The organism is Antarctobacter sediminis (genome assembly GCF_019218285.1).
GTDB classification, from domain to species: Bacteria; Pseudomonadota; Alphaproteobacteria; order Rhodobacterales; family Rhodobacteraceae; genus Antarctobacter; species Antarctobacter sediminis.
In genome coordinates, this window is the sequence record NZ_JAHUZG010000005.1 from 68,107 (window position 1) to 93,327 (window position 25,221).

23 protein-coding genes and 1 tRNA gene are annotated in these 25,221 nt (G+C 63.4%); 12 read left to right on the forward strand and 12 right to left on the reverse strand.

The features are described from left to right. Nucleotides 1-13 precede the first annotated feature (13 nt). The 7 genes from KJP30_RS20860 (at nt 14) to KJP30_RS20890 (ending at nt 7,227) form a co-directional block, all read left to right on the forward strand. Nucleotides 14-1,459 carry a TadA family conjugal transfer-associated ATPase gene (locus tag KJP30_RS20860; RefSeq protein ID WP_218451305.1) on the forward strand — a complete coding sequence of 482 codons (1,446 nt, stop codon included), beginning with the start codon at nt 14-16 and terminating at the stop codon, nt 1,457-1,459. A gap of 5 nt (nt 1,460-1,464) precedes the next feature. Beyond that, on the forward strand, nt 1,465-2,430 hold the full coding sequence (locus tag KJP30_RS20865; RefSeq protein WP_218451306.1) for a type II secretion system F family protein: 966 nt from the start codon (nt 1,465-1,467) through the stop codon (nt 2,428-2,430). A gap of 10 nt (nt 2,431-2,440) precedes the next feature. Further along, on the forward strand, nt 2,441-3,418 hold the full coding sequence (locus tag KJP30_RS20870; RefSeq protein ID WP_218451307.1) for a type II secretion system F family protein: 978 nt from the start codon (nt 2,441-2,443) through the stop codon (nt 3,416-3,418). Between the two features lie 4 nt (nt 3,419-3,422). Continuing rightward, a complete protein-coding gene (locus KJP30_RS20875) occupies nt 3,423-3,995 on the forward strand; it encodes a tetratricopeptide repeat protein (RefSeq protein ID WP_218451308.1) in 573 nt (190 codons plus the stop codon). A 114-nt stretch (nt 3,996-4,109) separates the two neighbouring features. Further along, nucleotides 4,110-4,961 (forward strand): tetratricopeptide repeat protein, encoded by an 852-nt coding sequence (locus KJP30_RS20880; protein WP_218451309.1) that lies wholly within the window; start codon nt 4,110-4,112, stop codon nt 4,959-4,961. A gap of 5 nt (nt 4,962-4,966) precedes the next feature. Further along, nucleotides 4,967-5,470, forward strand: a complete 504-nt coding sequence (locus KJP30_RS20885; RefSeq protein ID WP_218451310.1) for a prepilin peptidase — start codon at nt 4,967-4,969, stop codon at nt 5,468-5,470. A 443-nt stretch (nt 5,471-5,913) separates the two neighbouring features. Further along, complete coding sequence (locus tag KJP30_RS20890; protein WP_218451311.1) at nt 5,914-7,227, forward strand: DUF8689 domain-containing protein; 1,314 nt, start codon at nt 5,914-5,916, stop codon at nt 7,225-7,227. Between the two features lie 6 nt (nt 7,228-7,233). On the opposite strand, the gene KJP30_RS20895 is transcribed toward KJP30_RS20890, so the two are convergent. After that, nucleotides 7,234-8,265, reverse strand: a complete 1,032-nt coding sequence (locus tag KJP30_RS20895) for an AbrB family transcriptional regulator (RefSeq protein ID WP_343222804.1) — start codon at nt 8,263-8,265, stop codon at nt 7,234-7,236. 144 nt (nt 8,266-8,409) lie between these two features. Here KJP30_RS20895 and KJP30_RS20900 point away from each other — a divergent pair. Then, a tRNA-Met gene (locus tag KJP30_RS20900) sits at nt 8,410-8,486 on the forward strand. A gap of 138 nt (nt 8,487-8,624) precedes the next feature. Here the strand turns inward: KJP30_RS20900 and KJP30_RS20905 are convergent. From KJP30_RS20905 to KJP30_RS20925, 5 genes are all read right to left on the reverse strand, one after another. Then, nucleotides 8,625-9,122, reverse strand: a complete 498-nt coding sequence (locus tag KJP30_RS20905; RefSeq protein WP_224874531.1) for a pseudoazurin — start codon at nt 9,120-9,122, stop codon at nt 8,625-8,627. Nucleotides 9,123-9,312: 190 nt separating this feature from the next. Then, nucleotides 9,313-10,032, reverse strand: a complete 720-nt coding sequence (locus KJP30_RS20910; RefSeq protein WP_218451313.1) for a hypothetical protein — start codon at nt 10,030-10,032, stop codon at nt 9,313-9,315. Nucleotides 10,033-10,112: 80 nt separating this feature from the next. Further along, nucleotides 10,113-11,153 (reverse strand): lipocalin-like domain-containing protein, encoded by a 1,041-nt coding sequence (locus tag KJP30_RS20915; protein ID WP_218451314.1) that lies wholly within the window; start codon nt 11,151-11,153, stop codon nt 10,113-10,115. Next, nucleotides 11,143-13,539, reverse strand: coding sequence for an FtsX-like permease family protein (locus KJP30_RS20920; protein ID WP_218451315.1), 2,397 nt, complete (start codon nt 13,537-13,539; stop codon nt 11,143-11,145). Before KJP30_RS20920 ends, KJP30_RS20915 begins: the two co-directional genes overlap by 11 nt. Beyond that, the gene (locus KJP30_RS20925; RefSeq protein WP_218451316.1) at nt 13,536-14,192 is read right to left on the reverse strand and encodes an ABC transporter ATP-binding protein; all 657 of its coding nucleotides are present in this window, start codon (nt 14,190-14,192) and stop codon (nt 13,536-13,538) included. The genes KJP30_RS20920 and KJP30_RS20925 overlap by 4 nt, the downstream gene beginning before the upstream one ends. Before the next feature lie 169 nt (nt 14,193-14,361). Between KJP30_RS20925 and phnF the strand changes: the two genes are divergently transcribed. Beyond that, nucleotides 14,362-15,078 carry a phosphonate metabolism transcriptional regulator PhnF gene (gene phnF, locus KJP30_RS20930; RefSeq protein WP_218451317.1) on the forward strand — a complete coding sequence of 239 codons (717 nt, stop codon included), beginning with the start codon at nt 14,362-14,364 and terminating at the stop codon, nt 15,076-15,078. Nucleotides 15,079-15,084: 6 nt separating this feature from the next. Here phnF and KJP30_RS20935 read toward each other — a convergent pair whose 3' ends face one another. Beyond that, a complete protein-coding gene (locus tag KJP30_RS20935; RefSeq protein WP_218451318.1) occupies nt 15,085-15,900 on the reverse strand; it encodes a sugar phosphate isomerase/epimerase family protein in 816 nt (271 codons plus the stop codon). A gap of 137 nt (nt 15,901-16,037) precedes the next feature. Further along, the gene (locus KJP30_RS20940) at nt 16,038-17,408 is read right to left on the reverse strand and encodes an aspartate aminotransferase family protein (RefSeq protein WP_218451319.1); all 1,371 of its coding nucleotides are present in this window, start codon (nt 17,406-17,408) and stop codon (nt 16,038-16,040) included. Between the two features lie 251 nt (nt 17,409-17,659). Between KJP30_RS20940 and KJP30_RS20945 the strand changes: the two genes are divergently transcribed. From KJP30_RS20945 to KJP30_RS20955, 3 genes are all read left to right on the forward strand, one after another. Continuing rightward, entirely contained in the window at nt 17,660-18,844 is a 1,185-nt protein-coding gene (locus KJP30_RS20945; protein WP_218451320.1) for a M24 family metallopeptidase, read from the forward strand. 1 nt (nt 18,845) lies between these two features. Beyond that, nucleotides 18,846-20,000 (forward strand): acetylornithine deacetylase, encoded by a 1,155-nt coding sequence (gene argE / locus KJP30_RS20950; protein WP_218451321.1) that lies wholly within the window; start codon nt 18,846-18,848, stop codon nt 19,998-20,000. 63 nt (nt 20,001-20,063) lie between these two features. Then, on the forward strand, nt 20,064-21,095 hold the full coding sequence (locus tag KJP30_RS20955; protein ID WP_218451322.1) for an L-idonate 5-dehydrogenase: 1,032 nt from the start codon (nt 20,064-20,066) through the stop codon (nt 21,093-21,095). A 46-nt stretch (nt 21,096-21,141) separates the two neighbouring features. Here KJP30_RS20955 and KJP30_RS20960 read toward each other — a convergent pair whose 3' ends face one another. Genes KJP30_RS20960 through KJP30_RS20975 form a run of 4 tightly spaced genes read right to left on the reverse strand, consistent with a single transcriptional unit; the run spans nt 21,142 to nt 25,112 of the window. Continuing rightward, on the reverse strand, nt 21,142-21,879 hold the full coding sequence (locus KJP30_RS20960) for an SDR family oxidoreductase (protein WP_218451323.1): 738 nt from the start codon (nt 21,877-21,879) through the stop codon (nt 21,142-21,144). Continuing rightward, nucleotides 21,876-23,201 carry an FAD-binding oxidoreductase gene (locus KJP30_RS20965; protein ID WP_218451324.1) on the reverse strand — a complete coding sequence of 442 codons (1,326 nt, stop codon included), beginning with the start codon at nt 23,199-23,201 and terminating at the stop codon, nt 21,876-21,878. The genes KJP30_RS20960 and KJP30_RS20965 overlap by 4 nt, the downstream gene beginning before the upstream one ends. Then, nucleotides 23,198-23,620, reverse strand: coding sequence for a GtrA family protein (locus tag KJP30_RS20970; protein WP_218451325.1), 423 nt, complete (start codon nt 23,618-23,620; stop codon nt 23,198-23,200). Before KJP30_RS20970 ends, KJP30_RS20965 begins: the two co-directional genes overlap by 4 nt. Before the next feature lies 1 nt (nt 23,621). Then, a complete protein-coding gene (locus KJP30_RS20975) occupies nt 23,622-25,112 on the reverse strand; it encodes a UbiA family prenyltransferase (RefSeq protein ID WP_218451326.1) in 1,491 nt (496 codons plus the stop codon). Nucleotides 25,113-25,221 lie beyond the last annotated feature (109 nt).

Below are 25,221 nucleotides of genomic sequence, written 5' to 3' on the forward strand. Positions count from 1 at the left end.
CGAGGGGATTTAAATGTTTTCGCGTTACAAGAAGCCCTCCGCGCCGGGAACCCAGCCGGTCAAGGCCCCCGCGCCTGCCGCACCGGCCGCCACGCCGTCCCAACCCGCCGCCCAGCCAAGCGCCGTGCGCCGCAAGGTCGCCAAGTCCGCCGCTCAGGCCGGGCCGGTCGACAAGGAAAAGAAGCGCAAGGAGCGGCTGTCCGAGATCAAGCTCGAACTGCACCGCGCATTGCTGGAAAACCTGAACCTCGCGGCGCTCGACAAGGCCTCGGAAGGTGAACTGCGCGAGGAAATCGGCGCTATCGCCAACGAGACCCTTCAGGAAAAGGGCGTGGTGCTGAACCGCGACGAACGCCGCACCATGATGGCCGACCTCTACGACGAGGTGAAAGGCCTTGGCCCGCTGGAGCCGCTGCTCAAGGACGAGACGATCTCGGACATCCTTGTTAACGGGCCGCACCAGATCTTTATCGAACAGAACGGCAAGCTGTCGCTCTCGGACGTGACCTTCAAGGATGAAAAGCACCTGATGCGGATCATCGACAAGATCGTGTCCGCCGTCGGCCGCCGTGTCGATGAATCGAACCCCTATGTCGACGCCCGTCTTCAGGACGGGTCACGTTTCAACGCCATGGTGCCACCCGTTGCCATCGACGGCAGCCTTGTTTCCATTCGTAAGTTCAAGAAGGACAAGCTGGGCATCGACGACTTGGTGAACTTCGGTGCCTTTACCGAAGAAATGGCCGTCTACCTTCAGGCCGCCGTGGCCACCCGGCTGAACGTCATCGTCTCGGGCGGGACCGGTTCCGGTAAGACCACCACGCTCAACGCGCTTTCGTCCTTCATCGACGACAGCGAGCGGATCCTGACCATCGAGGACACCGCCGAACTTCAGTTGCAACAGACCCACGTGGGCCGGATGGAAAGCCGCCCGCCCAACGTCGAAGGCAAGGGGGCCGTCACTCCGCGCGACTGTCTGAAAAACGCCCTGCGGATGCGCCCGGACCGGATCATCGTCGGTGAAACGCGGGGCGAGGAAGTCATCGACATGTTGCAGGCCATGAACACCGGCCACGACGGTTCGATGACCACGATCCACGCCAACTCGGCCCGCGATGGCGTTGCACGTCTGGAAAACATGATCGCCATGGCCGGGATCGAAATGCCGCTCAAGGCGATGCGCAGCCAGATCGCTTCGGCTGTGAACCTGATCGTGCAGGCCAGCCGCCTTCAGGACGGTTCGCGCCGCATGGTCTCGATCACCGAGATCACCGGCATGGAAGGCGATGTGATTTCAATGCAAGAGATCTTTCGCTTCCAGCGCGTGGGCCTGACGCCCGATAACAAGATCATCGGCCATTTCACGGCCACCGGTGTCCGTTCCGCCTTTGCCGAACGGTTCCGCATGTGGGGCTACGACGTTCCGGCCTCGATCTACGAACCCTTCAGAGCGGAGTAACGCCCATGCTCAGCGCAGAACCAATCATCTACGGGGGGATTTTCCTCGGCGTTCTGATCCTGGTCAACGGCGTCTACCTCGTGGCCTTTGGCCAGTCGATCAGCCTGACCCGCCGCGTCAACCGCCGCCTTGAAATGCTCGACAAGGGCGAAAGGCGCGAAGATGTGCTGGCCAAGCTCCGCAAGGAGATGGACCAGCACATGCAAAGCCGCTCGCTGCCCATCTATTCCATGCTGGCCAGCAAGGCGCAGAAGGCCGCTCTGGCCTTTTCGCCGCAACAGCTCATTATGGTCATGGTCGCGGCCTCTGTCTTTGCCTTCCTCGGCCTAAGCATCGGGACCGAGGCCACCGCGCCGGTACGCGCTGTCATGGCGGTCGGCATGGGGGTCGGTGGTGTCTACTTCTGGGTCAACCACCGCGCCAAAAAGCGCCTGAGCATGATCGAGGAACAATTGCCCGACGCGGTCGAACTGATGGTGCGCTCGCTGCGCGTGGGCCATCCGTTTTCCTCGGCCATTTCCATCGTCGCCAAGGAACTGAAAGACCCGCTTGCCACGGAATTCGGCATCATCGCCGATGAAAGCACCTATGGCCGCGACATAGGCGAGGCGCTGAAGCATATGGCCGAACGGCTGGATCTTCAGGATCTGCGCTTTCTTGCGGTGGCCGTCGCGATCCAGCAACAGGCCGGCGGCAACCTTGCTGAGATCCTCGAAGGGCTGGCCAAGGTGATCCGCGCCCGGTTCCGCCTGTTCCGAAGGGTCAAGGCCATCACCGCCGAAGCGCAGTGGTCGGGCAAATTCCTGTCCGGCTTCCCGGTCGCGGCACTGGTATTTATTCAGGTGGCCAAGCCCGACTACTACGATGAGGTGCTGGATCACCCGTGGTTCATTCCCGCCTGCTTCATCGTGGGCATCATGCTGGCCGCGAACATGATCGTCATGCGCTGGCTGGTGAACATCAAGGTCTGAGGAAAGCCCCATGCTCGACACGCTCAACACGATGATCACCGACATGCTGGGCCCGGCCGGTCCGCTGATCGTGGTCGCCGGTCTGGCGGGACTGCTGATCCTCGCCACGATCCCGATGCTTCTGAATGCCAAACCCGACCCGCTGGACAAGCTCAAGCAAGACGGTCAGAAACGTATGAACGCGGAAACCCGCGCCGTACTGCGGGAAAGAAGCAAGAACGAGAAGCTGAACAAATACGCGCAGTTTCTCGAACCGCAGGACGAAAAGGAATACTCGGAAATCCGCACCAAGATGATGCAGGCCGGCTATCGGTCCAAGGATGCGGTGCAGATGTATTACTTTGCCCAGTTCGCCCTTGGAGTGACACTGCTGGGTGCGGGGGTGGCATATTACTTGCTGATGATCGACCCGGCGACGGCCACGATGCAGACCAAACTGATGTATATCCTCGGCCCCGGTGTCTTTGGCTACATGGCGCCCAAGTACTGGATCAACAAACGTGTCGCAAAGCGGCAGGAACAGATCCAGCAGGGCTTTCCTGACAGTCTGGACATGATGCTGGTCTGCGTCGAGGCTGGCCAGTCGATGGAACAATCCATCGTCCGCGTCGCCAAGGAACTCCGGTCGTCCTTTCCGCCGCTGGCGGAGGAATACCAGATCATCAGCTACGAAATGAAGGCCGGCAAGGACAAGAGCCAGGTTCTGAACGATATGGCCGACCGCTGTGGCCTGCCCGATATTTCCTCTTTCGTGACGGTTCTGAACCAGGCCCAGACCTTTGGCACCTCGATTTCCGACGCCCTGCGGGTCTATGCAGGTGAAATGCGTGACAAAAGAGTCATGCGCGCGGAAGAAGCGGCAAACAAACTGCCGACAAAGATGACGCTGACCACTATGATGCTGACGGTGCCGCCGCTCCTGATCATCCTTGTGGGCCCGTCCGCGGTTGGCATTTCCGAGATGGGTTCGATCGCCGTAGGTAACTGACCGAATGAAGCAGGCTCTTTGGGCCGCCGTTCTGATCCTTCCGCTGGCCGCCTGCACCGCAGGCGGCCCGTTCGCGCGTGGCCCCTCCCCCGATGCGTCACCATTTGCTCCGGGGCTTGATCCGCGTGGTCAGGCGGTGGATGGCCTGACCGTCGGGCACCGCCTGATGGCCGCCGGCCAATATGAACTGGCGCTTGAGGCTTTTTCCCGCGCGGCGGCCGAGCAGGGCTTGACCGGTGAGATCCTGATGGCGTTGGGATCCGCCAATCTTGGTCTGGGGCGCCTGAATCAAGCTGAACCGCTGCTGCGCCGCGCCGTAGAGGCCGAACCGGAATGGGCCGAGGCCTGGAACAATCTGGGAATCGTTCTGATCGAATTGGGCGAAACCGCCGAGGCGTCTCAGATCTTTCGCCGGGCCTATGCGCTGGACAATGGCCAAAGTGACTCAATTCGCGACAATCTGCGCTTGGCGCTCGCAAAAATGGAAAATTCCGGTTATGGTTCGGAGTTAGAACAAGAATACAAGATCGTTCGCCGCGGGCATGGGGATTACCTGATCCGCCGCACCGGCGGTTGAGGGCGACGCGCCACACAGGTGGTGCATGGAAAGACCGGTCTCGCAACGACGGGACACAAGAACAACCGCCGCAAAGGCGGGTACGAGGCAGAGCAGCACAAGGACGCAGGCAAAATGCGCCACCCTATCATCGTTTCCCTCTGCGCGGCCGGCGTGGTCGCGCTTTCGGCCTGTGACAAGGGCGTCGACAGCGCCGAAATGGATCGTAAGTTCCAAGGCGTGAACGTCGTCGACGAAAGCGACCTGAACGAGGTCATGCTGACCGTGGGCGACCCGAACGAGGCCGTAACCTACTTTCAGCGCACCGCGCGCGACAATCCCGAACGGATCGACGTGCTGCGCGGTCTTGCGCAATCTCTGGTCCGGGCCAAGCGCATCCCCGAGGCCCGCGTCGCATGGGCCAAGGTCGTGGACCACAAGGACGCCACCGAAGAGGACAAGGTTCATCTGGCGGATGTGCTGATCCGCGCCGGCGAATGGGATCAGGCAGAAAAGGTGCTGGACGCCATTCCGCCGACCCATGAAACCTTCAAGCGCTACCGGCTGGAGGCAATGATCGCCGACGGCAACAAGGAATGGAAGAAGGCCGACAGTTTCTACGAAGTCGCGGTTGGCCTGACGACCAAGCCGGGGTCCGTGCTGAACAACTGGGGATATTCCAAGTTGACGCGCGGCGATTTCGAAGCTGCCGAAAAAATGTTCCTTGAGGCAATCCGCCATGACGACAAGCTGTACACCGCCAAGAACAACCTTGTGATGGCGCGCGGCGCGCAGGGCAAATACACCCTGCCGGTCATCCCCATGACACAGGTTGAACGGGCGGAGCTGCTGCACACGCTTGGTCTGGCCGCGATCAAGAGCGGTGACGTCAAGACCGGCAAGGCACTGCTGCGCGAGGCGCTGGAAACCCATCCGCAGCATTTCGAGGCCGCGGCCCGCGCGCTGGCGGCGCTGGACGAGGTCTAAGCGCGATGTCCCTGTCCGCCAGCGCCGCGATGTGGTTCCTGCCCTTCGTGCTGCCGATCTGCATCTACATCTGTTACACTGACATGAAGGGCATGCGCATCCCCAACCATGCGGTTGTCGCGCTATTCCTTGTCTATCTGTTCATCGGCGCCATTGCCTTGCCGCTGGATGCCTATTTCTGGCGTTACCTGCACCTGATCGTCGTGCTGGTGGCCGGGATCGCGCTGAACGCGGGCGGCGCTATGGGGGCAGGCGATGCAAAGTTCGCCGCCGCGGCGGCACCTCTGATCCATATCGGTGATCTGCGGTTTCTGATGGCGCTCTTTGCCGCCAATCTTCTGGCCGCCTTCGTGGCGCACCGGTTGGCGAAACGCTCGCCGCTTCGGCAATTGGCACCGCATTGGCACAGTTGGGAATCCGGGTCCAAGTTCCCCATGGGGCTGGCTCTTGGCGGTACGCTGGCGATCTATCTCGGGTTGGGCATTCTTTACGGTCAACCGGCCCCTTGAGCTGGGACCTTCGTACTCAGCCGAACTTGACGCCCTGCCCCCGCCCGTCGCTCATGTCACCGGCGACTGGCACCCCCTGACCATCGAAACCAAGACCCCGCAACGGACCATCTCTGAGCATCTGCCCGGGACCGACTGGACAGATCCCGCATGGGGCCTGTTGCAAGGCTCCGACTGGTCCATCGAATGCAAAATGGGAACCGAGCCCCGCACCATGTCGACCGCGCTCTACGTGCGCGGTGGAGAGGGCGAATGCCGGTTTTGCCGCCTTCCGCGCTTTCCGGGACAAAGCCCTGGCGCACCACCAACCTCCGCGCGGGCTGTTCAGCCGATTGCGCGATACCTTTGGGATTTAAGGTCCGCGTCTTTCCCAATCGCCGCCCCCCTGCCGCCACAATCAACTGACAGGTTTGCCCCCAAAAGCAGTCAAGGGCAGATCCGTCATGAACATGGAAACCGGCAACGTCATCGCCCCGCCACAGCCGCGGCGGATCGAGGAAATGCAGCTTCCTCTGGTGATGATGCGCGACATCATCCTCAAGACGATGTTCCGCAAGAATACCAATGTCGTGACGGATCTGGCCCGCACCGTCTGCTTGCCGGTCCCGGTTACGCAGGAATTGATCGACATGTGCCGTGGTCAGGGCCTGATGGAGGCCATGGGCACGCTGGGCGCAGCGGGCGAGGTTTCCTCCGAAATGCCCTACCAGTTGACCGACAGCGGCAAGGCCCGGGCGCTGGATGCGCTGGCCCAGTCCGAATATTTCGGCCCGATGCCCATCCCTCTGGATGTCTATTCCGAACAGGTCAAACGGCAGTCCATCCGCAACATCCAGATCACGCGCGAGCAATTGACCGGGGCCATGGGCCATCTTGTCCTGCCCAACGACCTGATTTCCAACCTTGGGCCGGCGGTGTCCTCTGGCCGGTCGATCCTGATGTATGGCCCGCCCGGGAACGGCAAATCCTCGATTTCGAACGGCATCCGCGACGCCATGGGCGACAAGATCTATGTCCCGCGCGCCATCGAATATTCCGGTCAGGTCATCACGGTGTACGACCCGATCGTGCATTCCAAGGCCGAAGGCGACGAGGAAAACCCCAATGCCCTGCGCCGCACAGCCCGGTTCGACCGGCGCTACGTGCTGTGCAAGCGGCCCACGGTCATCACCGGGGGCGAATTGTCGTTGAACATGCTGGATCTGGTCTACAACCCGACGGCACGCACCTATCAAGCACCGCTTCAGCTGAAGTCCACCGGCGGTATCTTTATCGTCGACGACCTTGGCCGGCAGGCGGAACCGCCGCAAAAGCTGGTCAACCGCTGGATCGTGCCGCTGGAGGAATCGAAAGACATCCTTGCCCTGCAATCAGGCGAAAAGTTCGAGGTGCCCTTCGACACGCTGGTGATCTTTTCAACCAACTTCCACCCGAATGAGATCTTCGACCAGGCCGCCCTGCGCCGGATCTTTTTCAAGATCAAGATCGACGGGCCGAACCAGCAGGATTTCCTCAAGATCTTCAGCCTCGTGGCGCGCAAGAAAAAGATGCAGCTGGACGAGGCAAGCCTCGTTCATCTGCTCAAGAACAAGTACCCGACCATCAACAATATCTATGCCAACTACCAGCCGGTCTTCCTGATCGACCAGATGATTTCCGTTTGCGATTTCGAGGGCATCCCCTATCGCATGACACCCGAACTGATCGACCGGGCGTGGAGCAACATGTTCGTCAAGGACGAACATATCGTCAAATAGGCCGGACTAGCGGGTTTGCCCCGAACCGACCCGATGCACCCATAGCGGCACGAGGAAAGTCAGGATCAACAGGCGCATCACGTGATGCGCTGCCACATAGGCCGGGTCCAGCCCCAGCGTCACGGCGATGGCCGCCATCGCCTCGACCCCGCCGGGGGCATAGGCCACGATCAGCACCGCAGGCGACATCCCCAGCAGCACCATGGCCACGGCCATGGCACCCAGAGCCGTGACCACATTCACCAGCGTCAGCCAGAGCCCTGCCAGAACCGAGCTGCGCAGCACGGCGGCGCTTTGCCCCGCGAACCGGGAACCGATCAGGGTGCCCATGATCAGGAAGGCGCCAAAGCCCAGTTCCCGCGATAACCGCCCCGGCGTCAGGTCCAGCACATGACCCAAGGCGCTAACCGTCATCCCTGCCATCAAAAAGGCCGCCGGGACGCGCAGCCAGCCATAGGCATAGCCCAGCGCCAGCGCTGCAACCGCCAGCACAACCAGTGACAGCACCGTCATGTCCGCTACCGGCAATAGATCCGCTCCGCTTGCGCCAAAGACCGAGCTGACCAGCAATGGCACGCAGAGCGTGAGAAACAGCACCCGGATGCTTTGGATTACGGCGATGCGGGCGGTGTCGCCCCCCTGCTCCAAGGACATGCTCAGCACATAGCTCAGATGTCCGGGGGCCGAGGCCAGCACCGCATCGCGGCGGTCAAAGCCCATCCAGCGGACCATTCCCGCCTGCGACACCGCCATCCCGATTGGCAGGCTGGCCGCCAGCACGGCGATGCTCAGCGGCCAGTTGGCCGCCGCCTGCAAGGTTTCCGGCGTGACCCCGGTGCCGATGTTGATGCCCAGCACCACAAAAGCCCCGTTGCGCATCCAGACCGGCAGATCAAAACGCAGCCCGGCCAGCCCCGCCAAGGTGACACCGACCGCCGATCCCGTCAGCGCCGCTGCGGGAAAGCCGATCAGGGCAAAGGTCAATGCGCCCAAGGCCCCGGCACAAAAGGCCAGAAAGATCCCGATGACATGAGACATGTGGCCACGTTTATCGCTCTGTTCGGGCAACGACCAGCCCCACGGGGGCGGCATCGACCGGCACAAAACAAGAAGACGCCGATCCATGTAATTTTGCGCTTGACGGCAGGGCGCAGCTTCCGTATCCGACCCCCCACACTGCTTGGCGCGGTAGCTCAGTTGGTTAGAGCGAACGACTCATAATCGTTAGGTCGGGGGTTCGAGTCCCCCCCACGCCACCACTTCCCCCTCATGGAATCTGCCAGTGACCGCGCATTGCCGCGTGAAGTCATGCGCCGTCCAGAGTCCTACCTGACGGCCACAAAAAAGGGGGGAGGCAGTGCTGCCTCCCCCCCGTGGACCAGTGATCGATCCTGAAATCAGGCGGACAGGTCCATGCCGTCCACTTCGGCCCAGATGTCGCCCCAGACGGCGCGCGCCTTGCCGCGGTGGGTGACAGCCTTTGCCGCTTCGAGGTTGTCCATCATGCCTTCGCCCTTGACGACGATCAGGCCCACCATGCCGATCGCGTAGTGCGGCTGGCACTGGTAGCCGTAGAAACCCGGCTTGTCGAAGGTGACTTCGATCTCTTCGTTGATCTTGCCTTTGAAGTCTTCGGTGCCCTCGGGGGTCATGTCCTTGGACGACTGGGCGTTGTGGCCCTTGTCGGTGGCAAGGAACTTCACGCTGTCGCCGGGTTCGATCACGACGATGCGCGGGAAAAAGACCTGCCGCAGCTTGCGGTCCTCGGGGTGCACGTTGAGCATCTGCACTTCGTGGGTGGTGGCCGCCAGAACGCGGCTGGGCAGCGTCAGGGCCAGCGAAGCAGAGGCCGCTGCGGACAGCAGGGCGGTGCGGCGGGTGATGAATTGAGTCACGATATTCTCCATCAGGTTTGCGATCCGGCAGTCTTGCCAGGCCTAGGCGGGACGCAATCAGCGTGCGGTATCAACAGCCGACTTGTCCAGCGCGTGCCCGGCCCGAAGGCCGATTTCCGCCTTGCCATTTAGTAGCGGTTTAGCGCTAAACACGCCCCAAAGCGTCAATCTGCGTCGCTTTGTCCTGCTCTCAGCCAAGACCCGGCAAACGCCGGCCCAGCCGCCACAGGCCCAGCCCCGCCAACAGCCCGATCACTGCCGTCGCGCCCATCAGCCAGCCTTGCCGGCGCGGGGCCGTCGCGGGCACATTCAGCGCCTCCCCCGGAGCCAGCCACACGTCTTGCCGCGTCACGCCGCCGTCGGTCCCATAAACCGTCAGAGCCACCTCCAGCCCCTGCCCAGAAATGCCCGGAATGGCAAATTCCAGTCCGCCGCGCGGGTCGGGCGGATAGGCCACAAAACCGGAATAGAGGTACAGGTCGTTCAGGCGGGGCGGCACATCAGGCGCTGTCACCCCGCAAACGGAAATCGCGGTCAGCCCGTCCAGCGGAGTTTGGAACGGCAGGCGTTGGTCTTGCAGGTGGACCATCAAAGAGGTGGCTTCGAACCGCGCCGCCTGCCCGCCGATCCGTGTTTCGACGGCTTGCAGCAGGGCGTCGCCCAAGTCCCATGTGCCTTGCCGGAAATCCTCGAAATGGACTTCGCCCTCTGCGTCCGTCAGCAGGCCGGGGGCCATGCCAAAGGCACTGACCGCTGTCTGCGCAGGCATGCCGAAAAAGACCTCGACCGCCGAGGCGCTGCGATCCACGATCAGTTCGACCTGCGCCGCCAACGCCGGACGCAGGCCCAGGACCAACAGCAGCGCCGCAGCCCTGATCGACCCTGTCGCCATCTGTCCCAGCGTGCGCATCACTTTCAATCTCCGGCCGTTTGAGCCGGATTTAACCAGCTTTTGAGCCTGATCAATGCGTGACAGCGCCGCGTCGCGGATTAGTCATAGCCCGTCATCTCAAGATAGCCGCGCCCGCCGTGGCTCCCCCTGACAAGCACCGGGCCCTCCCAATAGGGGATGGACAGCGCCATCCATGCTTGTGGGTTCAACGCCTCGACGGTGACATCGACCTCGCGATCCGCCAATTTGAGCTGCCACGCCACGGGCACTGTTCGTCCGGCCACCTGCGCGCTGTCCAGCGGTTCGGCGGCAAAAGCGCCGTCGGGATAGGCCCGCGTGCCCCCGTCCCGCCCGATCCATGTGGCCGAAGTATAGTGGCTGCCATCGGTCTGGCGCAGGCGGAACCCCATCAACTTGTCCCCGCTGTCGAAGGACAGCGAAAACCAGTCCCACCCCGACTGGTTTTCGCTCAGTGGTTGCGAGGAATACTCACGGTCCAGCCAAGCCTCTCCCGTGACTGGCACATCCCCTTGCGGCAGGTGCAGCACACCTTCAACCCGGTAGAAGGGTTGCGAATAGTAATAGCTGGCCTGCCCTTCGGCGGATTTCACCGAAAAGCCGCCCTGCCCGTGAAAGACAAGCGGCCCCTCGACGGTCAACTGCAAATCATAGCGGAATTCTGAACCGCTGGCCCGCAGCGACACCTGGTCCAGAGTGTCCCCTGACATCTGCCAATCGTCGATCCATGCGCGAAAAGGCTGAGCCACGACATCGGCCTGACCGATCCCCCCACGGGCAAAGCGTTCCGCCACATGGTGCTCCGTTGGCGTGGTGACGGCGGCATGGGCAAACCAGACCTGCGGCGAGCGCCAGCCCTCGCCTTCCCCCGGGGCCAGCGCCGAACGGAACAACGTCCACTGGATCCCGTAGTCCGTGCCGTCCGGTCCGGTCAGGTTGGCGGTCAGATACCACCATTCGATGCGATAGTCCGGGTGCGGCCCATGATCGGCGGGAAAATCGAAATCGACACCGGCGCGCGGCACGGCAAAGCCTTCGGCATCCGTACCCAGCCCGGCAAACCCCTGCGACAAGGCCGCAACAGGCCAGAACAGCAGAATGACCAGCAACCTAACGCTCATTGGCAAAGACCCTCAGCAAATGGGACACCGGCACCCGTGCCATACGCAACGCGGGCCAGAGCGCAGCCAGCCCCGCCGCCAACAGCGTCAACAGCCCCAGCCGCGCATAGTCCAGCGGGAACAGATACATCGGCAGACTCCAGCCAAAAGCCTGAACATTGACCATCGCCAGCAGGACCCAAGCCAACGCCAGCCCAAGCGGCAGGGCCAAAAGCGCGGTCAACACGGCAAGAACCAGCGCGCGGATCAGTTCCACCCGGGCCAGCGTGCCCCGAGTCAGCCCCATGGCCCAGACCGGCGCCAACTGTGGCAAGCGGATCGCGGACAGTGTCAAAAGGCTCATCAGGATGGCAAAGCCCGCCACCGCCAGTGTCAGGACATTCAGCGCCGCCGTCACGGTAAACGTCCGCTCAAAGACCGCCAGCGAAAAGGCCTTGACCGCGGCTTGGTCGGAGACGCTGGTGCGCGGTACGCCGAACGCCTCGCCCAGTGCGTCGCGCAGCTCTTCGGCTCCGGCTCCCAAGACCCCGAATTGCTGCGGTCGCTCCTCGGGAAAGCGAGCGGCAAAGCGCGTCTCGGACAGGATCGCCTGCCCCAGAGGGTTGCCATAATCCCCATAGACCCCAACCACCGGCAGGCTCAGCCCCTCGCCCAGTTCCAGCCCGTCGCCCAGCCAAAGGCCAGCCCGTCGCGCCAGTTGTTCGTTCACGATCACCGCTTGTCCGGCGGCCACCCGATCCCATGCGTTTGGCTGTGCATCGACAAACGCCCAGTTGGCGCGATAGGCCGGGCCGACCCGCGCGCCCATCAGTTCGGAAGGGACGCCGGCCAGCCGGGTTTCGACCCGCAACAGGGGCAGCACTGTCAGCCCCTGATCCTGCAAATAGACCTCGATCTCGGCCATGCGGTCACCGTCGATGCCCCGCACATAGGCCTCGGCAAACAGGCGCTGGTCGAGGAAATCGACAAAAGTCAGCCGAAAGCTGGACACCATGGTCGACACGCCCACGTTGGCCGCCATCGCCAACAGCAGCGCCATCAGCGCAAGACTGAGGCCCGGCAATTGCTGGCGCGTATCCGCCCAGAACCAGCCGCCGATCACCCCTTTGGCGCGCGCCTGTCCAAAAGCCAGCACCGCCCCAAGCACCATCGGCAGCGCCAAGGCTGCACCGATCAGCAAACAGGCCAGCAAGGCAAAACTGGCCAAAAGACCCGCATCTGCAAGGGCAAGGCCGCCCGCCCCCATCAGCAAGAGCAGCGACACAGCCGCCTGAATCCAACGCCCGCGCCCCGCAGCCATGGCCCAGGCCCTTGGCCGGGCGCTGGCAAGGATTGGCATCCGCACGATCTTCCACAAGGCGCCGCCACCGGCGACACAGGCCCCAAGCACCGCGATCCCCAGCCCCGACAGCCACCAGACCGGGCGCAATTGCAACCCGCCCGACACCTGCGCGCCATAAAGGCCCTCCAGCGTGGCGGCCACGTCGGGCAACAGCAGCGCCGCCACCACATAGCCCAGCACAACACCGATCGCGCCCGCCAGCACCGCAAGAACCAAAAGTTCCAGCGCCATCAACAGAACCAGCCTGCGCAGCGGCACACCCAACGTCCGCAGGGTGCGGACCATGCCGCGCCGCTGTTCGAACACCAGCCCGATTGTGCCATGCACGATAAAGATCCCGACAGCAAAGCTCAGCAGGCCAAAAGCCGTCAGGTTCAGGTGGAAACTGTCCGTCAGCTGCCCCACGTCGCTGCCCGATTGCGCCGCAACGCGAGTCACTCCGGGAGCGACCTGTTCAAGGGGCGGCAAGCCCATCGGCTGTTGCGGGGCCACGATCAACCGGCTGAGCCGTCCGGGCCTGTCCAGCAAACGCTGTGCCACCCCCACATCGGTCAACACCGTATCCGGCGCGACAGAGGCATCGACAACCACCTTTTGTGGCAGTTCCCCCAGACGCGCCGCCGTTTCGGCATCGGCAAACAACACACCGACCGTAAGAAAGGCCTGCAAGTCGATGTCGCCGTCGCCTTCGACCGGGCTTAGCGCGCCGGGTGTGGTCAGCGGGTCCAGCCCCACCAGCCGCAGGCTGCCATCTGTCAGGCGCAGGCGCCCCTCGACCACGGGGGAAACCTGCCAGCCTGCGCGCCGCAGCGCGATATAGGTGTCTTGTGCAAGTTCATCGCCCGCCCGCGGCACCAGCTGATCAAAGCGCCCCTCGCCCAAAGTGGCGGCAGCGGCGTCATAACTCGCCCGCGCCTCGGCGTTGATCGCCTGCACGCCGGACCACAGCGCAGTGGCCAGCGCCAGCCCCGCCAGAAAGGTAAAGAACTGAAGCGGGCTGCGCCGCCAGTGAGAGATCAGCGCCTGAAGGACCGCGCCGGTCATGCCAGCCGCCCCCCCGCAAGATGCAATTGGCGGTCCATCCGGGCGGCCACTGCGGGCGAATGCGTCACCACCATCAACCCCGCGCCGGTTTTGCCCACCAGCGCCAGCATCTCTTCCAGCACTTCGCCGGCGGTGGCCTCGTCAAGGTTGCCGGTCGGCTCATCCGCCAGGATCAGCCGCGGACGCGCCGCAAGCGCACGGGCAATCGCAACCCGCTGTTGCTGTCCGCCGGACAACTGCTCGGGGTATTTGTGGCGGTGGCTCGCCAGACCCATGGCGCGCAATAGCTGTTCCGCCTGCCCCGCATCCGCGCGCCCTGACAGCCGCGCCTGAAACCGGATGTTATCCCAGACGTCCAGCGAGGGGATCAGGTTGAACTGTTGAAAGATCACCGCCACGTCCGAACGCCGCAGCGCGGCGCGGCCCGCTTCGTCCAGCGTGGCGATATCGCGACCGTCGAACAGGACCTGCCCGGAATCCACCGTATCCAGACCGCCGACGATATGCAGCAAAGTGCTTTTGCCGGACCCGGATTCGCCTTGCAGGGACATGGTCTGTCCCATGTCCAGCCTCAGATCCACACCAGCCAGAACCGGCACGGGCCCTTCGGCCCCGGCGAATGTCTTGGTCACGCCTTTGACATCAAGCAGCATGGCAATCCTCCGTCGGGGAGACATAGCCCCCCTGCCCGCTTAGCAAACCCGCAAGACCGGCAACAGCGCCGGCAGCACCCTGTTTTCCGCTCTCGACCTTGGTTCGCGCATTTGTCACACCCGGGGCATCCTGCGATGCTATGCTCAAGGATCCGAACGGAACGCCCTCATGCCCCGCACCACCTGGACCACGATCAAAGATGCGCTGGAACGCGACATTGCCGAGGGACGCCTGTGCCCCGGCGACCGGCTGCCGACGGAACCCGATCTGGCCCAGCGTTTCGAGGCCGGGCGGCATTCGGTGCGCCGCGCCGTGGCCGCGTTGGCAAAAGAAGGCAAACTGAGCATCGAACAGGGACGCGGCACCTTTGTCGAAAGCACGCCGCTGCTGACCTATGCGATTTCCCGCCGGACGCGGCTGCGGCGGAACCTTGCGCCACAGGGGCTGGAGGTCAGCGGTGACCTTCTGAACGCCGAGGTGATCGAGGCCACGGCCCCTGTGCGGCTGGCGCTGCGTCTGAACAAGGGGGCCAAGGTCATTGCAAGCCGCCGTATCACCTACGCGGACAAGATGCCGATCTCTGTCGGGGTCTCCTATCATTCGGCGGACCGGTTCCCCGACTACCTCGAACGGCGGCGGGTGACAGCCTCGGTGACGGAAACCTACAAATCCTACGGGATCGACGACTACCTGCGCGGCGAAACCCAGTTGCACGCCCGGCAGGCGGACCCGGACGAGGCCAAGCTGCTGCGTCAGCATCCCGATCTGCCGGTGATCGTGGTGCGTGCCATCGATACTCTTCCCGATGGCACGCCCATAGCGTTCAAAGAGGTGATCTGGTCGGCCGCGCGTGTACAGTTCACCATGACCGGGGGCGAGGACTGAGCCCGCTCAGACCGCCAATCCCAAAGCCTTGAGATAGGCAAAGCCTTTCGGGATCTCGCCCTTGTCCCTCAGTTCCAGCACAAGATGCGGCGCGCTTTCGCAATCCGCCAAGGCACGGAAAACCGCGGCCCATTCGATCTCGCCCTCCCCCGGAGCCCAGTGCCGGTCGGCATGGCCGTCCACATCCTGAAGATGTACGTGGCGCAGCAGGCTGCCCGCGTCGCGCACGAAGTAATCTACCGGCGGGGCACCCGACATGCGGCGCGCCAGTTGCGCGTGACCCGTGTCGATGGACAGGGCAATCGCCTCGGAATCGAAGCTTGCGACCATCTCGCGGCGGGTGGCGGGGTCGACGTCCTGAATGTTCTCGATCACCAGTTGGATGCCCATTTCTCCTGCGGAGGCGACAACCGGCGACAAAACCTCGTGGATGCGCGCCAGTTTCTGTGCGGCATAGCCCGGCTGGCACAGCAGGTTGTTGCGATACCACAGTGTATAGGGCGAATGCAGCACCACTTGCCGCGCACCGATCCGGTCTGCTGCCTCCAGAGCGCGCAGCATCCGCGCGGTTATCAGCGGGCGCAGTTCAGGATCCTTGTTGTCCAGATCCAGCCCCTCAAACGGGCCATGGATACCCAGCCGCCCCTCGAACCCTTGCAAGACGGCCTGCGCCGCGGAAACCAGATCATCCAGTTCCGTCGTCAGGGCGGCGTGACTCATGAAATCCTGCAATTCAAGGTCGCGCGCACTGTCGAACAGCCAATCACGATGTTCATAGACCTGCGTGATCTTCAGGCAGGCCCCGATCTTCAAGGGGGTCATGGTATTGTCTCCTGCCCCGGCGGCGTGCGGGGGCCTTGGGCAGGGCTATCGGCAATCCCGGTGTCAGCGGCGTGACGGGCGGGCGACAGAAATGTAACGGGTGGGCGCGCCGGGTTCGCAGGCGCGCCCCAAGGGGATCAGCCCAGCACTTCGGCCACCGCCTGCGCCGTCTTGCCGGCGACCTCTTCGGCCTCGGCCCGCGTCAGGCTGAAGGGCGGCGCAAAGCCGAGGATGTCGCCCTGCGGCATGGCACGCCCGATTACGCCGCGCTTCAACAGAGCAGCCGCGATCGACGGCCCCACCTTTTGCGACGGGTCGAAAAAGCTGCGGCTGTCGCGGTCGGCCACGAATTCCACCGCCGCCATCATGCCTTCGCCACGCACCTCGCCGACATTCGCGTGATCGCCCAGCGCGTCCCGCAAAGCGGCATTGAAATGCCCACCGACCTCGCCCGCGTTCTGCACAAGGTTCAGCGCGTCCAGAAGTTTCAGGTTCGCCACGCCGGCCGCCGCGCCGATAGGATGGGCCGAATAGGTCCAGCCGTGGCCGATGGGGCCGTTTTCATCGGTGCCCTGTTCCAGCACTTTCCACATGCGGTCGCCCACGATGGACCCGGACAGCGGCGCATAGGCCGAGGTCAGCCCCTTGGCGATGGTGATCAGGTCCGGTTTCAACCCGTAGTGGTCCGACCCCATCATCGTGCCCAGACGGCCAAAGCCCGTCACCACTTCATCCGCGATCAGCAGGATATCATGTTTGCGCAGCACCTCCTGGATCGCCGCCCAATAGCCCGGCGGCGGCGGCACGATGCCGCCTGTGCCCAGCACCGGCTCTCCGATGAAGGCGGCGATGGTATCCGCGCCCTCGCGGTCGATCAGCGACTCCAGTTCGGCCACGCAATGCGCGGTGAACTGCTCCGGCGTCAGGTCAAGGTTGTCGCGGCGGTAGTAATACGGTGCCTCGGTGTGGATCACCTGTGCCAGCGGCAGATCGAATTTCTTGTGGAACAGCTCCAGCCCGGTCAGCGAGCCGGTCATCAGCCCCGAGCCGTGATAGCCACGCCAGCGCGAGATGATCTTCTTTTTCTCGGGGCGGCCAAGGATGTTATTGTAATACCAGACCAGCTTGATGTTGGTCTCATTCGCGTCCGAGCCGCTGAGGCCGAAATAGACCTTGGACATGCCTTCGGGCGCGCGGTCGAGGATCATCTTGGACAGGGTGATGCTGGCCTCGGTGCCATGGCCGACATAGGCGTGGTAATAGGCCAGTTCCCGAGCCTGCTCGGCAATCGCCTCTGCGATCTCGGGGCGGCCATAGCCCACGTTCACACAATAGAGCCCGGCAAAAGCGTCCAGCAGGCGGTTGCCATCGCGATCCTCGATATGGCAGCCCTGTCCGCCGGTCACCACGCGGTTCGGCAGGTTGCCGCGCGCAAATTCCGCCAGATGGGTGGAGGGGTGAAAGAAATTCTCCCGGTCCCAAGCGTCAAGTTGATCGTTTTTCAGCATGTCAGGCTCCTCTTGCGCGGCAGCGCGCCGCTGGCTGTTAAATCAAGGAAGCCCCGTGTCGCACGCATCGGGCGCCAGAGGCTCCACGATCCCCGGCAGCAGCGCGCAATGCCTTTATTGCGGGGGATGCCACATGGCTATCCGATTCACCGCGCCCTGACCAGCCTGTCGGACGCCCTGCCCAATTTCTCCTTGCAGAACCGCCGCATGAGACAGCAAATGTCAGGATCACCCCAACAAAAAGGCCCGCCATGTCCGCCCCCAACCTGCCCTTTTCCCAGTCCGAATACGACCGGCGCCTGCGGCTGGTCGAGAAACGTATGGAACGGCTTGGGCTTGATGCATTGTTTGTCGAGGACCCCTCGAACATGGCTTGGCTGACCGGCTATGATGGCTGGTCCTTTTACGTCCATCAGGGCGTTCTGGTCATCCCCGGCGAGCCGCCACTGTGGTGGGGCCGTGCGATGGATGCCTATGGCGCGCTGCGCACCGTCTGGATGAAGCCGGAACGCATCCTCGGCTATGCCGACGATTACGTGCAGGCCACCGACCGCCACCCGATGCAGGACCTTGCCAGCCACATCCGCGCGCGCGGGTTGGACGCGGGCCGCATCGGGGTCGAGATGGAAAACTACTACTATTCCGCCAAGGCGCATCTGACGCTGCTGGCCGAACTGCCCGAGGCCGAACTCGTCGATGCCACCGCGCTGGTGAACTGGCAGCGCACCATCAAGTCCGACGAGGAAATCACCTTTATCCGGCGGGCTGCGCGCATCTCGGAAAAGCTGGTGGACGGCATCCTTGAACGCGTCGAACCCGGCCTGCCCAAGAACGAACTGGTGGCCGAGATCTATGCCGATGCGATCCGAGGGGCCGATGGCCATTGGGGCGATTATGCCGCCATCGTGCCGCTGCTGCCCTCGGGCCTTGATGCCTCTGCCGCGCATCTGACATGGGACGGGCGCCCCTTCGCCAAAGGTGAGGCAACCTTCTTTGAACTCGCCGGGTGTTACCGCCGCTACCATGCGCCTTTTTGCCGGACGGTCTTTCTTGGCAAGCCGCCGCAGCACATGCTGGACGCGGAAAAGGCGCTGGTCGAGGGGCTGGAAATGGGGCTGGAGGCCGCGCGCGCTGGCAATACCGCCGGCGACATCGCCCGCGCGCTCTATGCCGCGCTGGCCAAGGGCGGCATCCAGCGCACCGGGCGCTGCGGCTATCCCATAGGCCTCAGCTATCCGCCCGATTGGGGCGAACGCACCATTTCCATCCGCACCAGCGATGAAACCGTCCTGCAACCGGGCATGACCTTCCACTTCATGCCCGGCCTCTGGATGGAAGACTGGGGGCTGGAAATCACCGAATCCATTCTGATCCGCGAGGACGGCCCGGCGGAATGCCTTTGCGACCGGCCGCGCCAACTGTTTGTGAAAGACTAAGATGGAACTCCTGCACCGGACAGAGGGCCTGCTGGGCGAATTGATCGGCTTTCCGACCGTCTCGGCAGACAGCAACCTCGACCTGATCGGCTGGGCTTCGAACTACCTCAAGGGGCTGGGGGCGGTCTGTGACATCTCGCTGGACGAAAGCGGTCACAAGGCCAACCTCTTTGCCACATTCGGCCCCGAGGGTGACGGCGGGCTGGTCCTGTCCGGGCATTCCGACGTGGTGCCGGTGGCCGATCAGGATTGGTCCAGCGATCCCTTCGTGATGAAGGCCCGCGAGGGTCGGCTATTCGGGCGCGGCGCCTGTGACATGAAAGGATTCATCGCCTGCGTGCTGGCGCTGGCACCGCGGATCGCCCAATGGCGGTTGACCCGTCCGGTGCATATCGTTCTGACATATGACGAAGAGGTCGGCTGTTTCGGGGCCCGCGCGCTGGTCGAGGAACTGCGCGACCGCGGGCTGCGCCCGGCCACCGCCATTCTGGGCGAACCGACCATGATGCGGGTGATCGACGGTCACAAGGGGTGCTACGAATATACCACGCGGATTACCGGCTGCGCCGGGCATGGCTCGGCCCCCGATCTGGGCGTGAATGCCGCGGTTTGCGCCACGCGCTACGCCGCCCGCCTGATGGAACTGGAAACCGACCTGCGCCAACGCGCCCCGCAGGGCAGCCCATTTTCGCCGCCATGGACCACGCTGAACATCGGTCGGATTCACTCTGGCCATGCCCATAACGTCATCCCCGACCACGCGGAAATCGACTGGGAGATGCGGCCCGTGCAACGGTCCGACGCCGATCACGTGTTGGCCCAGATCGACCGCTTTGCCGATAGCCTGCTGCCCGCCATGCGCGCCATCCACCCGGAGGCCACCATCACGCGCGAGGTCATTGGCGAGGTCGCGGGATTGGAGCCTGTGCCGGGCAATGCCATCGCCGGGATCGTTTCGGCCCTGACCGGATCAAACGGTACGGATGTGGTCAGCTTTGGCACCGAAGCCGGGCTTTTCCAGTCTCTCGGCATGGATTGCGTCGTCTGCGGGCCGGGGTCGATCGAACAGGCGCACAAGCCCGACGAATACGTCAGCCGCGACCAATTGGCCGCCTGTCTGTCCATGCTGCAAGGGTTGGAAAAACACCTGTCCTGACGGGTCTCGACAAGCCTTCCTGCCGGTCTCATCATGGCCGCCAATCTCGGGGAGGAGACCGACATGAAAACCATCGTCGCGCACGGCGCTCATGACCTCAGGATCGAAGAACGCGAGATGCCCTCGCCCGGTCCCGGACAGGTGCTGATCCGCCTCGAAACCGGCGGGATCTGCGGATCGGACCTGCATTATTATCACCACGGCGGCTTTGGCCCCGTCCGGCTGAAGGAACCGATGATCCTGGGCCATGAGGTTGCCGGGATCGTCGAGTCGCTCGGCCCCGAGGCACAGGCGCTGCACAGGGGTCAACGTGTGGCGGTTTCACCCTCGCGCCCCTGTCGGGCCTGCCGGTTCTGCCACGCCGGTCAACCGAACCAATGCCTGAACATGCGGTTTTATGGCTCCGCCATGCCTTTCCCGCATATTCAGGGGGCCTTTCGCGAATATCTCGTGGCCGACGTGGCCCAATGCGCCCCGGCCGAGGGGCTGACCGCGGGAGAGGCCGCCATGGCCGAACCCCTATCCGTGGTGCTGCATGCCGCCAACCGTGCAGGCGTCCTGTTGGGCAAGCGTGTGCTGGTGACGGGCTGCGGCCCGATCGGGGCGCTGGCCGTTCTGGTGGCCCGCGCGGCGGGCGCGGCTGAAATCATCGCAACGGACCTGACCGACTTCACCCTGAACATGGCACTGAAGCTGGGGGCCGACCGCGCGATCAACATGGGGCAGGAACCCGATGGGCTGGCCCCCTACGCCAGTGACAAGGGGCAGGTGGACGTCCTATTCGAATGCTCTGGTGCGGCACCCGCGCTGGTGGGTGCCATTCCCGCCATGCGCCCCGGCGGTATCATCATGCAACTTGGTCTTGGCGGGGACATGACCCTGCCCATGCAGGCCATCACCGCGAAAGAGCTGCAAATGCGCGGCTCTTTCCGCTTTCATGAGGAATTCTTTACGGCCGTGCGGCTGATGCAATCCGGCCGTATCGACGTCAAGCCGCTGATCACCCATGAAGTCGCGCTGGACAAGGCCGAGGAAGGTTTCAAGCTTGCCTCGGACCGGGCGCAGGCGATGAAGGCGCAGATCCGCTTTTCCTAGGGCCACGGCGCATTCGGTGCGCAACTCTTGCGCATCCGATGCCGGATCAGATCTTCATTTTCTTGAAGATCGGTTCCGGGATATTGCGAATGATCGCCATGACCAGCCACCAGATACTGCGCACGTAGATCACGTTGCGCCGTTTCGCGACCGCCTTCACCACCGCCGCGCCGACCTCGGACGGATCCGCGGTCAGCTTGTCGGGCAGGTCCATCCCTTCGGTCATGGCGGTGCGCACGAATCCGGGCAGAACCGTCACCACATGCACCCCCTTGGGGGCCAGCCGGTTACGCAGCCCCGACAGGAACGCCGTGAACCCGGCCTTGGCCGAACCGTAGACATAGTTCGTGGCGCGCCCACGGTCCCCGGCAACCGAACTGACCCCGACCAGCGTGCCGCTACCGCGGGCCTCGAACCGGTTGGCGAGCAAGGCAAGGATGCTGGCGGGGCCTTCGAAATTGCTGCGCAGGACCAGCGCCGCCTGTGCAAGATCCTGTTCGTTCTCAGCCTGTTCGCCCATATAGCCGACCACGCAGACCGCAACGCCCGGCAGATCTGGCAGACCGTCGATGAACGCGGCGAAACCGTCCCGATCCAGCACGTCGAACTCGTGACAGCTCACATCGACCCCGTGGCGCAGCGACAGGTCGGTGCGCTGGGTTTCCAGCCGCCCCGCATCGCGTGCCGCAAGCTGCACCGGGTGCCCCTTGGCCGCAAAGGCATGGGCAATGGCCTGTCCCATATCGGACCGGGCACCAAGGATCAGGACGGGGGCAAGAGTCACAACGATAGCCTTTCGGATTGGGATGAGGCGAACCGCGCCTTGAGGCCCTGCGCATGGCGCAGGGTTTCGAATTCGGCAACCCGAGGATCAGCCTTGCGCAGGGTCTCGGCCCGCATCCGGCTGTCCTTGGCAAGGTAGAACCGCCCGCCATGGGACAGCGCGATGGCATCCAGCCGTTCCAGCAAGTCCAGCGTGTGCGCCTTCATCGGGAAATCCAACGCCAGCGTGTATCCTTCCATCGGGAAGGAAAAGGCGCTGTCCTGTGGGCCGAACCGTTTCAGCACCGCAAGAAATGACCCGGCCCCCGCGTCCGAGATCGCCCCCAGCAATTCGGTCAGGCCCTCACGTGACGTGGCCAGCGGGATCACGCATTGGAATTGGGCAAAGCCCTTGCGCCCGTAGATGCGGTTCCATTTCAACACCGAGTCCAGCGGGTAGAAATAGGTATCCCAATCGACAAGCGCCTGCCCGGATTTCCAGACGCCCATGCGATAATAAAGCTCGTTGAAGGCGCGGACGGTCCATCGGTTCAGCGCAAATCCCGGAAAGTCCATCGGCACCGACAAGGCGCCCTTGTGGCCGGCATCCAGCGGGTTCGCTGCCTTTTTTTCATCCAGTTCGGACAGGGTTGCGTGCTCTCCCAGCATCACAAGAGACCGGCCCAACGTCCGGTCGTGGCCCATGCAATCAATCCAGGCGACGGAATATGTATCCTGCCCATGTTCCTCGAACAGATCCATGGCGGCGGCAAGGTTCGGTGCCGGGATCGTTTTTTGCCGGATCCATGCGGTTTCGACAGAGCGCAGGCGGATCGCAGCCCGCAGGATGACCCCGGTCAGCCCCATGCCCCCCAGAGTGTAGCGAAAAAGGTCAGCATTCTCACGGCGTGAGGCGCGCCGGACCTGTCCGTCCGGCCCCATGATCTCGATCCAGTCGACCGAGGAGCCAAAACTGCCGTCAACGTGATGGTTCTTGCCATGCACATCCGCCGCGATGGCCCCGCCAAGGGTGATCAGCTTGGTCCCCGGCGTGACCAGCGGAAACCAGCCGCGCGGTAAAAACGCCTCGATCACATCGCCAAGCAGCACCCCCGCCTCGGCAACCAGTTGCCCGGTTTCCGCGTCGAAGCTCAGCATGTGGTTGAAATGGCGCATATCCAGCGTCAGGCCCGCGCCCACGGCGCTGTCCCCGTAGGACCGGCCATTGCCCCGCGCGATGACCGGCCTGTCCCCTGTGACGCAATCGCCCAGCGCCGTCAGGTCACGCGGCGCACAGACCTCGGTTTCGACCTGTGGAAATCGTCCCCACCCGGAAAGTTTCATGACATCGCTCCCAACCGCGCATCCGTGAAAACAAAGCGCCGGTCGAGATTGTACTTGATGACATAGCCGATGGTGAGCCCGATGACTGCGCCCAATTCGCGCATCATATCGCTTTTCCAGAATATCCAGAAAGCGCTTTCCGTCCCCCAGAATATCGCCGTCGTGACAAGGCCCATGGCGGTATACAGCGTGAACTTGCGCCCATGCGCCGCCAGCCCCTTGGCGTCGTCGTAAAAGATCCAGCGCTTGTCGAGAACGTATTTCACCACAAGCCCGGCCAGCGTGCCCGCCGCCATCGCCATCAGAAAGGCCGCACCGCTGTCGCCCGCCAGCAGGATCAGCCGCTGAACGGCCAAATTCGCTATTGTCGCGATCACGGCAAATCCGGCGTAACGCAGGACCAGTGTCTTGCGGGTCATTCTACAACGCCCCCGCCACGGCAAAGCCGAGGCACAGGATCATGCAGATCTGGCTGACGCGGTCGCGGGCGGCATAGACCAGCGGATCGTCATGCATATGACCGCGATGCGCGATCATCACCGTCCGCGTGAGCCAGAACAGCAGCACGCCGCCGATGCCCCACAGCATGCTGGGTTCCTTGTACAGCGTGCTGACATCCGGCGAGTCCACGTAAAGCACCAGAACCAGCACCGAAACATAGCCGGCCGCAATCGCGATCATCGTGATGATCGGCAGATCGCCCACGTTATAGCCACGTCCCCGCGCCCGCAGCGTTCCGCGTTTGGCGCTGTCGACCAGTTCGGCCTGCCGTTTCACAGCGGCCAGCGCGAGGAAGAAAAAGATCGCAAAGGCCAAAAGCCAGACCGACAGGGGAATCCCGGTGGCCACCGCCCCCGCAACGATCCGCATGCTGTACAGCCCCGCCAGTGTACAAATGTCGATCACCATCCGACGCTTGAGGTTCAGAGAATAGGCCGTCGTCAGCACAAAATACCCGCAGACCACCGCCAGAAAGGCCGGTCCGACGGCCAGTGATATCCCCGCCCCCGCAAGGAACAGCAGCGGCGCCATCAACATCCCGTGTGACAGCGGCACCGCACCAGAGGCAAAGGGCCGGCGCTTTTTTCGGGGGTGCGCGCGATCCGCGTTCAGGTCGGTCATGTCATTGACCACGTAAACGCTGGACGCCACGAGGCTGTAGGCCACAAAGGCGGCGACCGCCAGAACCACGGTCCGCGCGTCGATCTGGTGACCGGCCAGCATCGGCAGGAACACGAGGATGTTCTTGAGCCATTGGTGCGGACGCAAAGCCTTGAGATACGGCCGGACAGAATTCGGCACCGTGGTCAGATGTTCGACGTCATGTGCAACGGATTCGGCCTCGGCGCGTAGGCGGGCCGAGGCATTCACCGTGACCGCCTTGGCGGCAAGGCTCCAGACAGGCAGATCGGCGGGGCTGTCTCCCATGTAGACAAATCGCCCCTGTCCGAAACGTTCGGCCAGAAAGGCCGCCTTGGCCTGTCCCTTGAGGTTGCGGCTGTCGTCCGAGCCATGCACCTCGTCGAACAGATCCAGATGCGCGGCGATCGGGTCGGCCAGCGCCTGGTTCGACGCGGTGACAAGCGCGGTGCGCCCCCCGTTTGCACGCCACGCGCGCACGTAGTCCAGCACCTCCTTGTCATAGGGCAAGGTCGCCGGTTCCAAACGCGCAGTTTCCGCCAGCGCAGCCTTCAACGCCGCACGTCCCTGAACCAGCCCGCGCATCGCCGTCAGCGCCACGGTCCAGTCGCGTCCAAAAGCGGTCCAGAAACTTTCGTACAGCATATCGCTGCGCAAGAGCGTCCCGTCGAGGTCAACGACCAGGGTCAGGCTGGTCTGGTCCTGTACCGGTCCCTCCCCTGCCCCTCCGGACAGGCCATCGGGGCCGCGTGCTGGCTCTTGCGGGTACATTTCTTTGCCTGTTCAGGTGCTTGCTCCGGGAGATACCCTAGGCGGGCGGCTGCGTCACGTCGAGACCGGAAAACAGAGGCTGCAACCTGTGTCCGGGCGGACACAAACC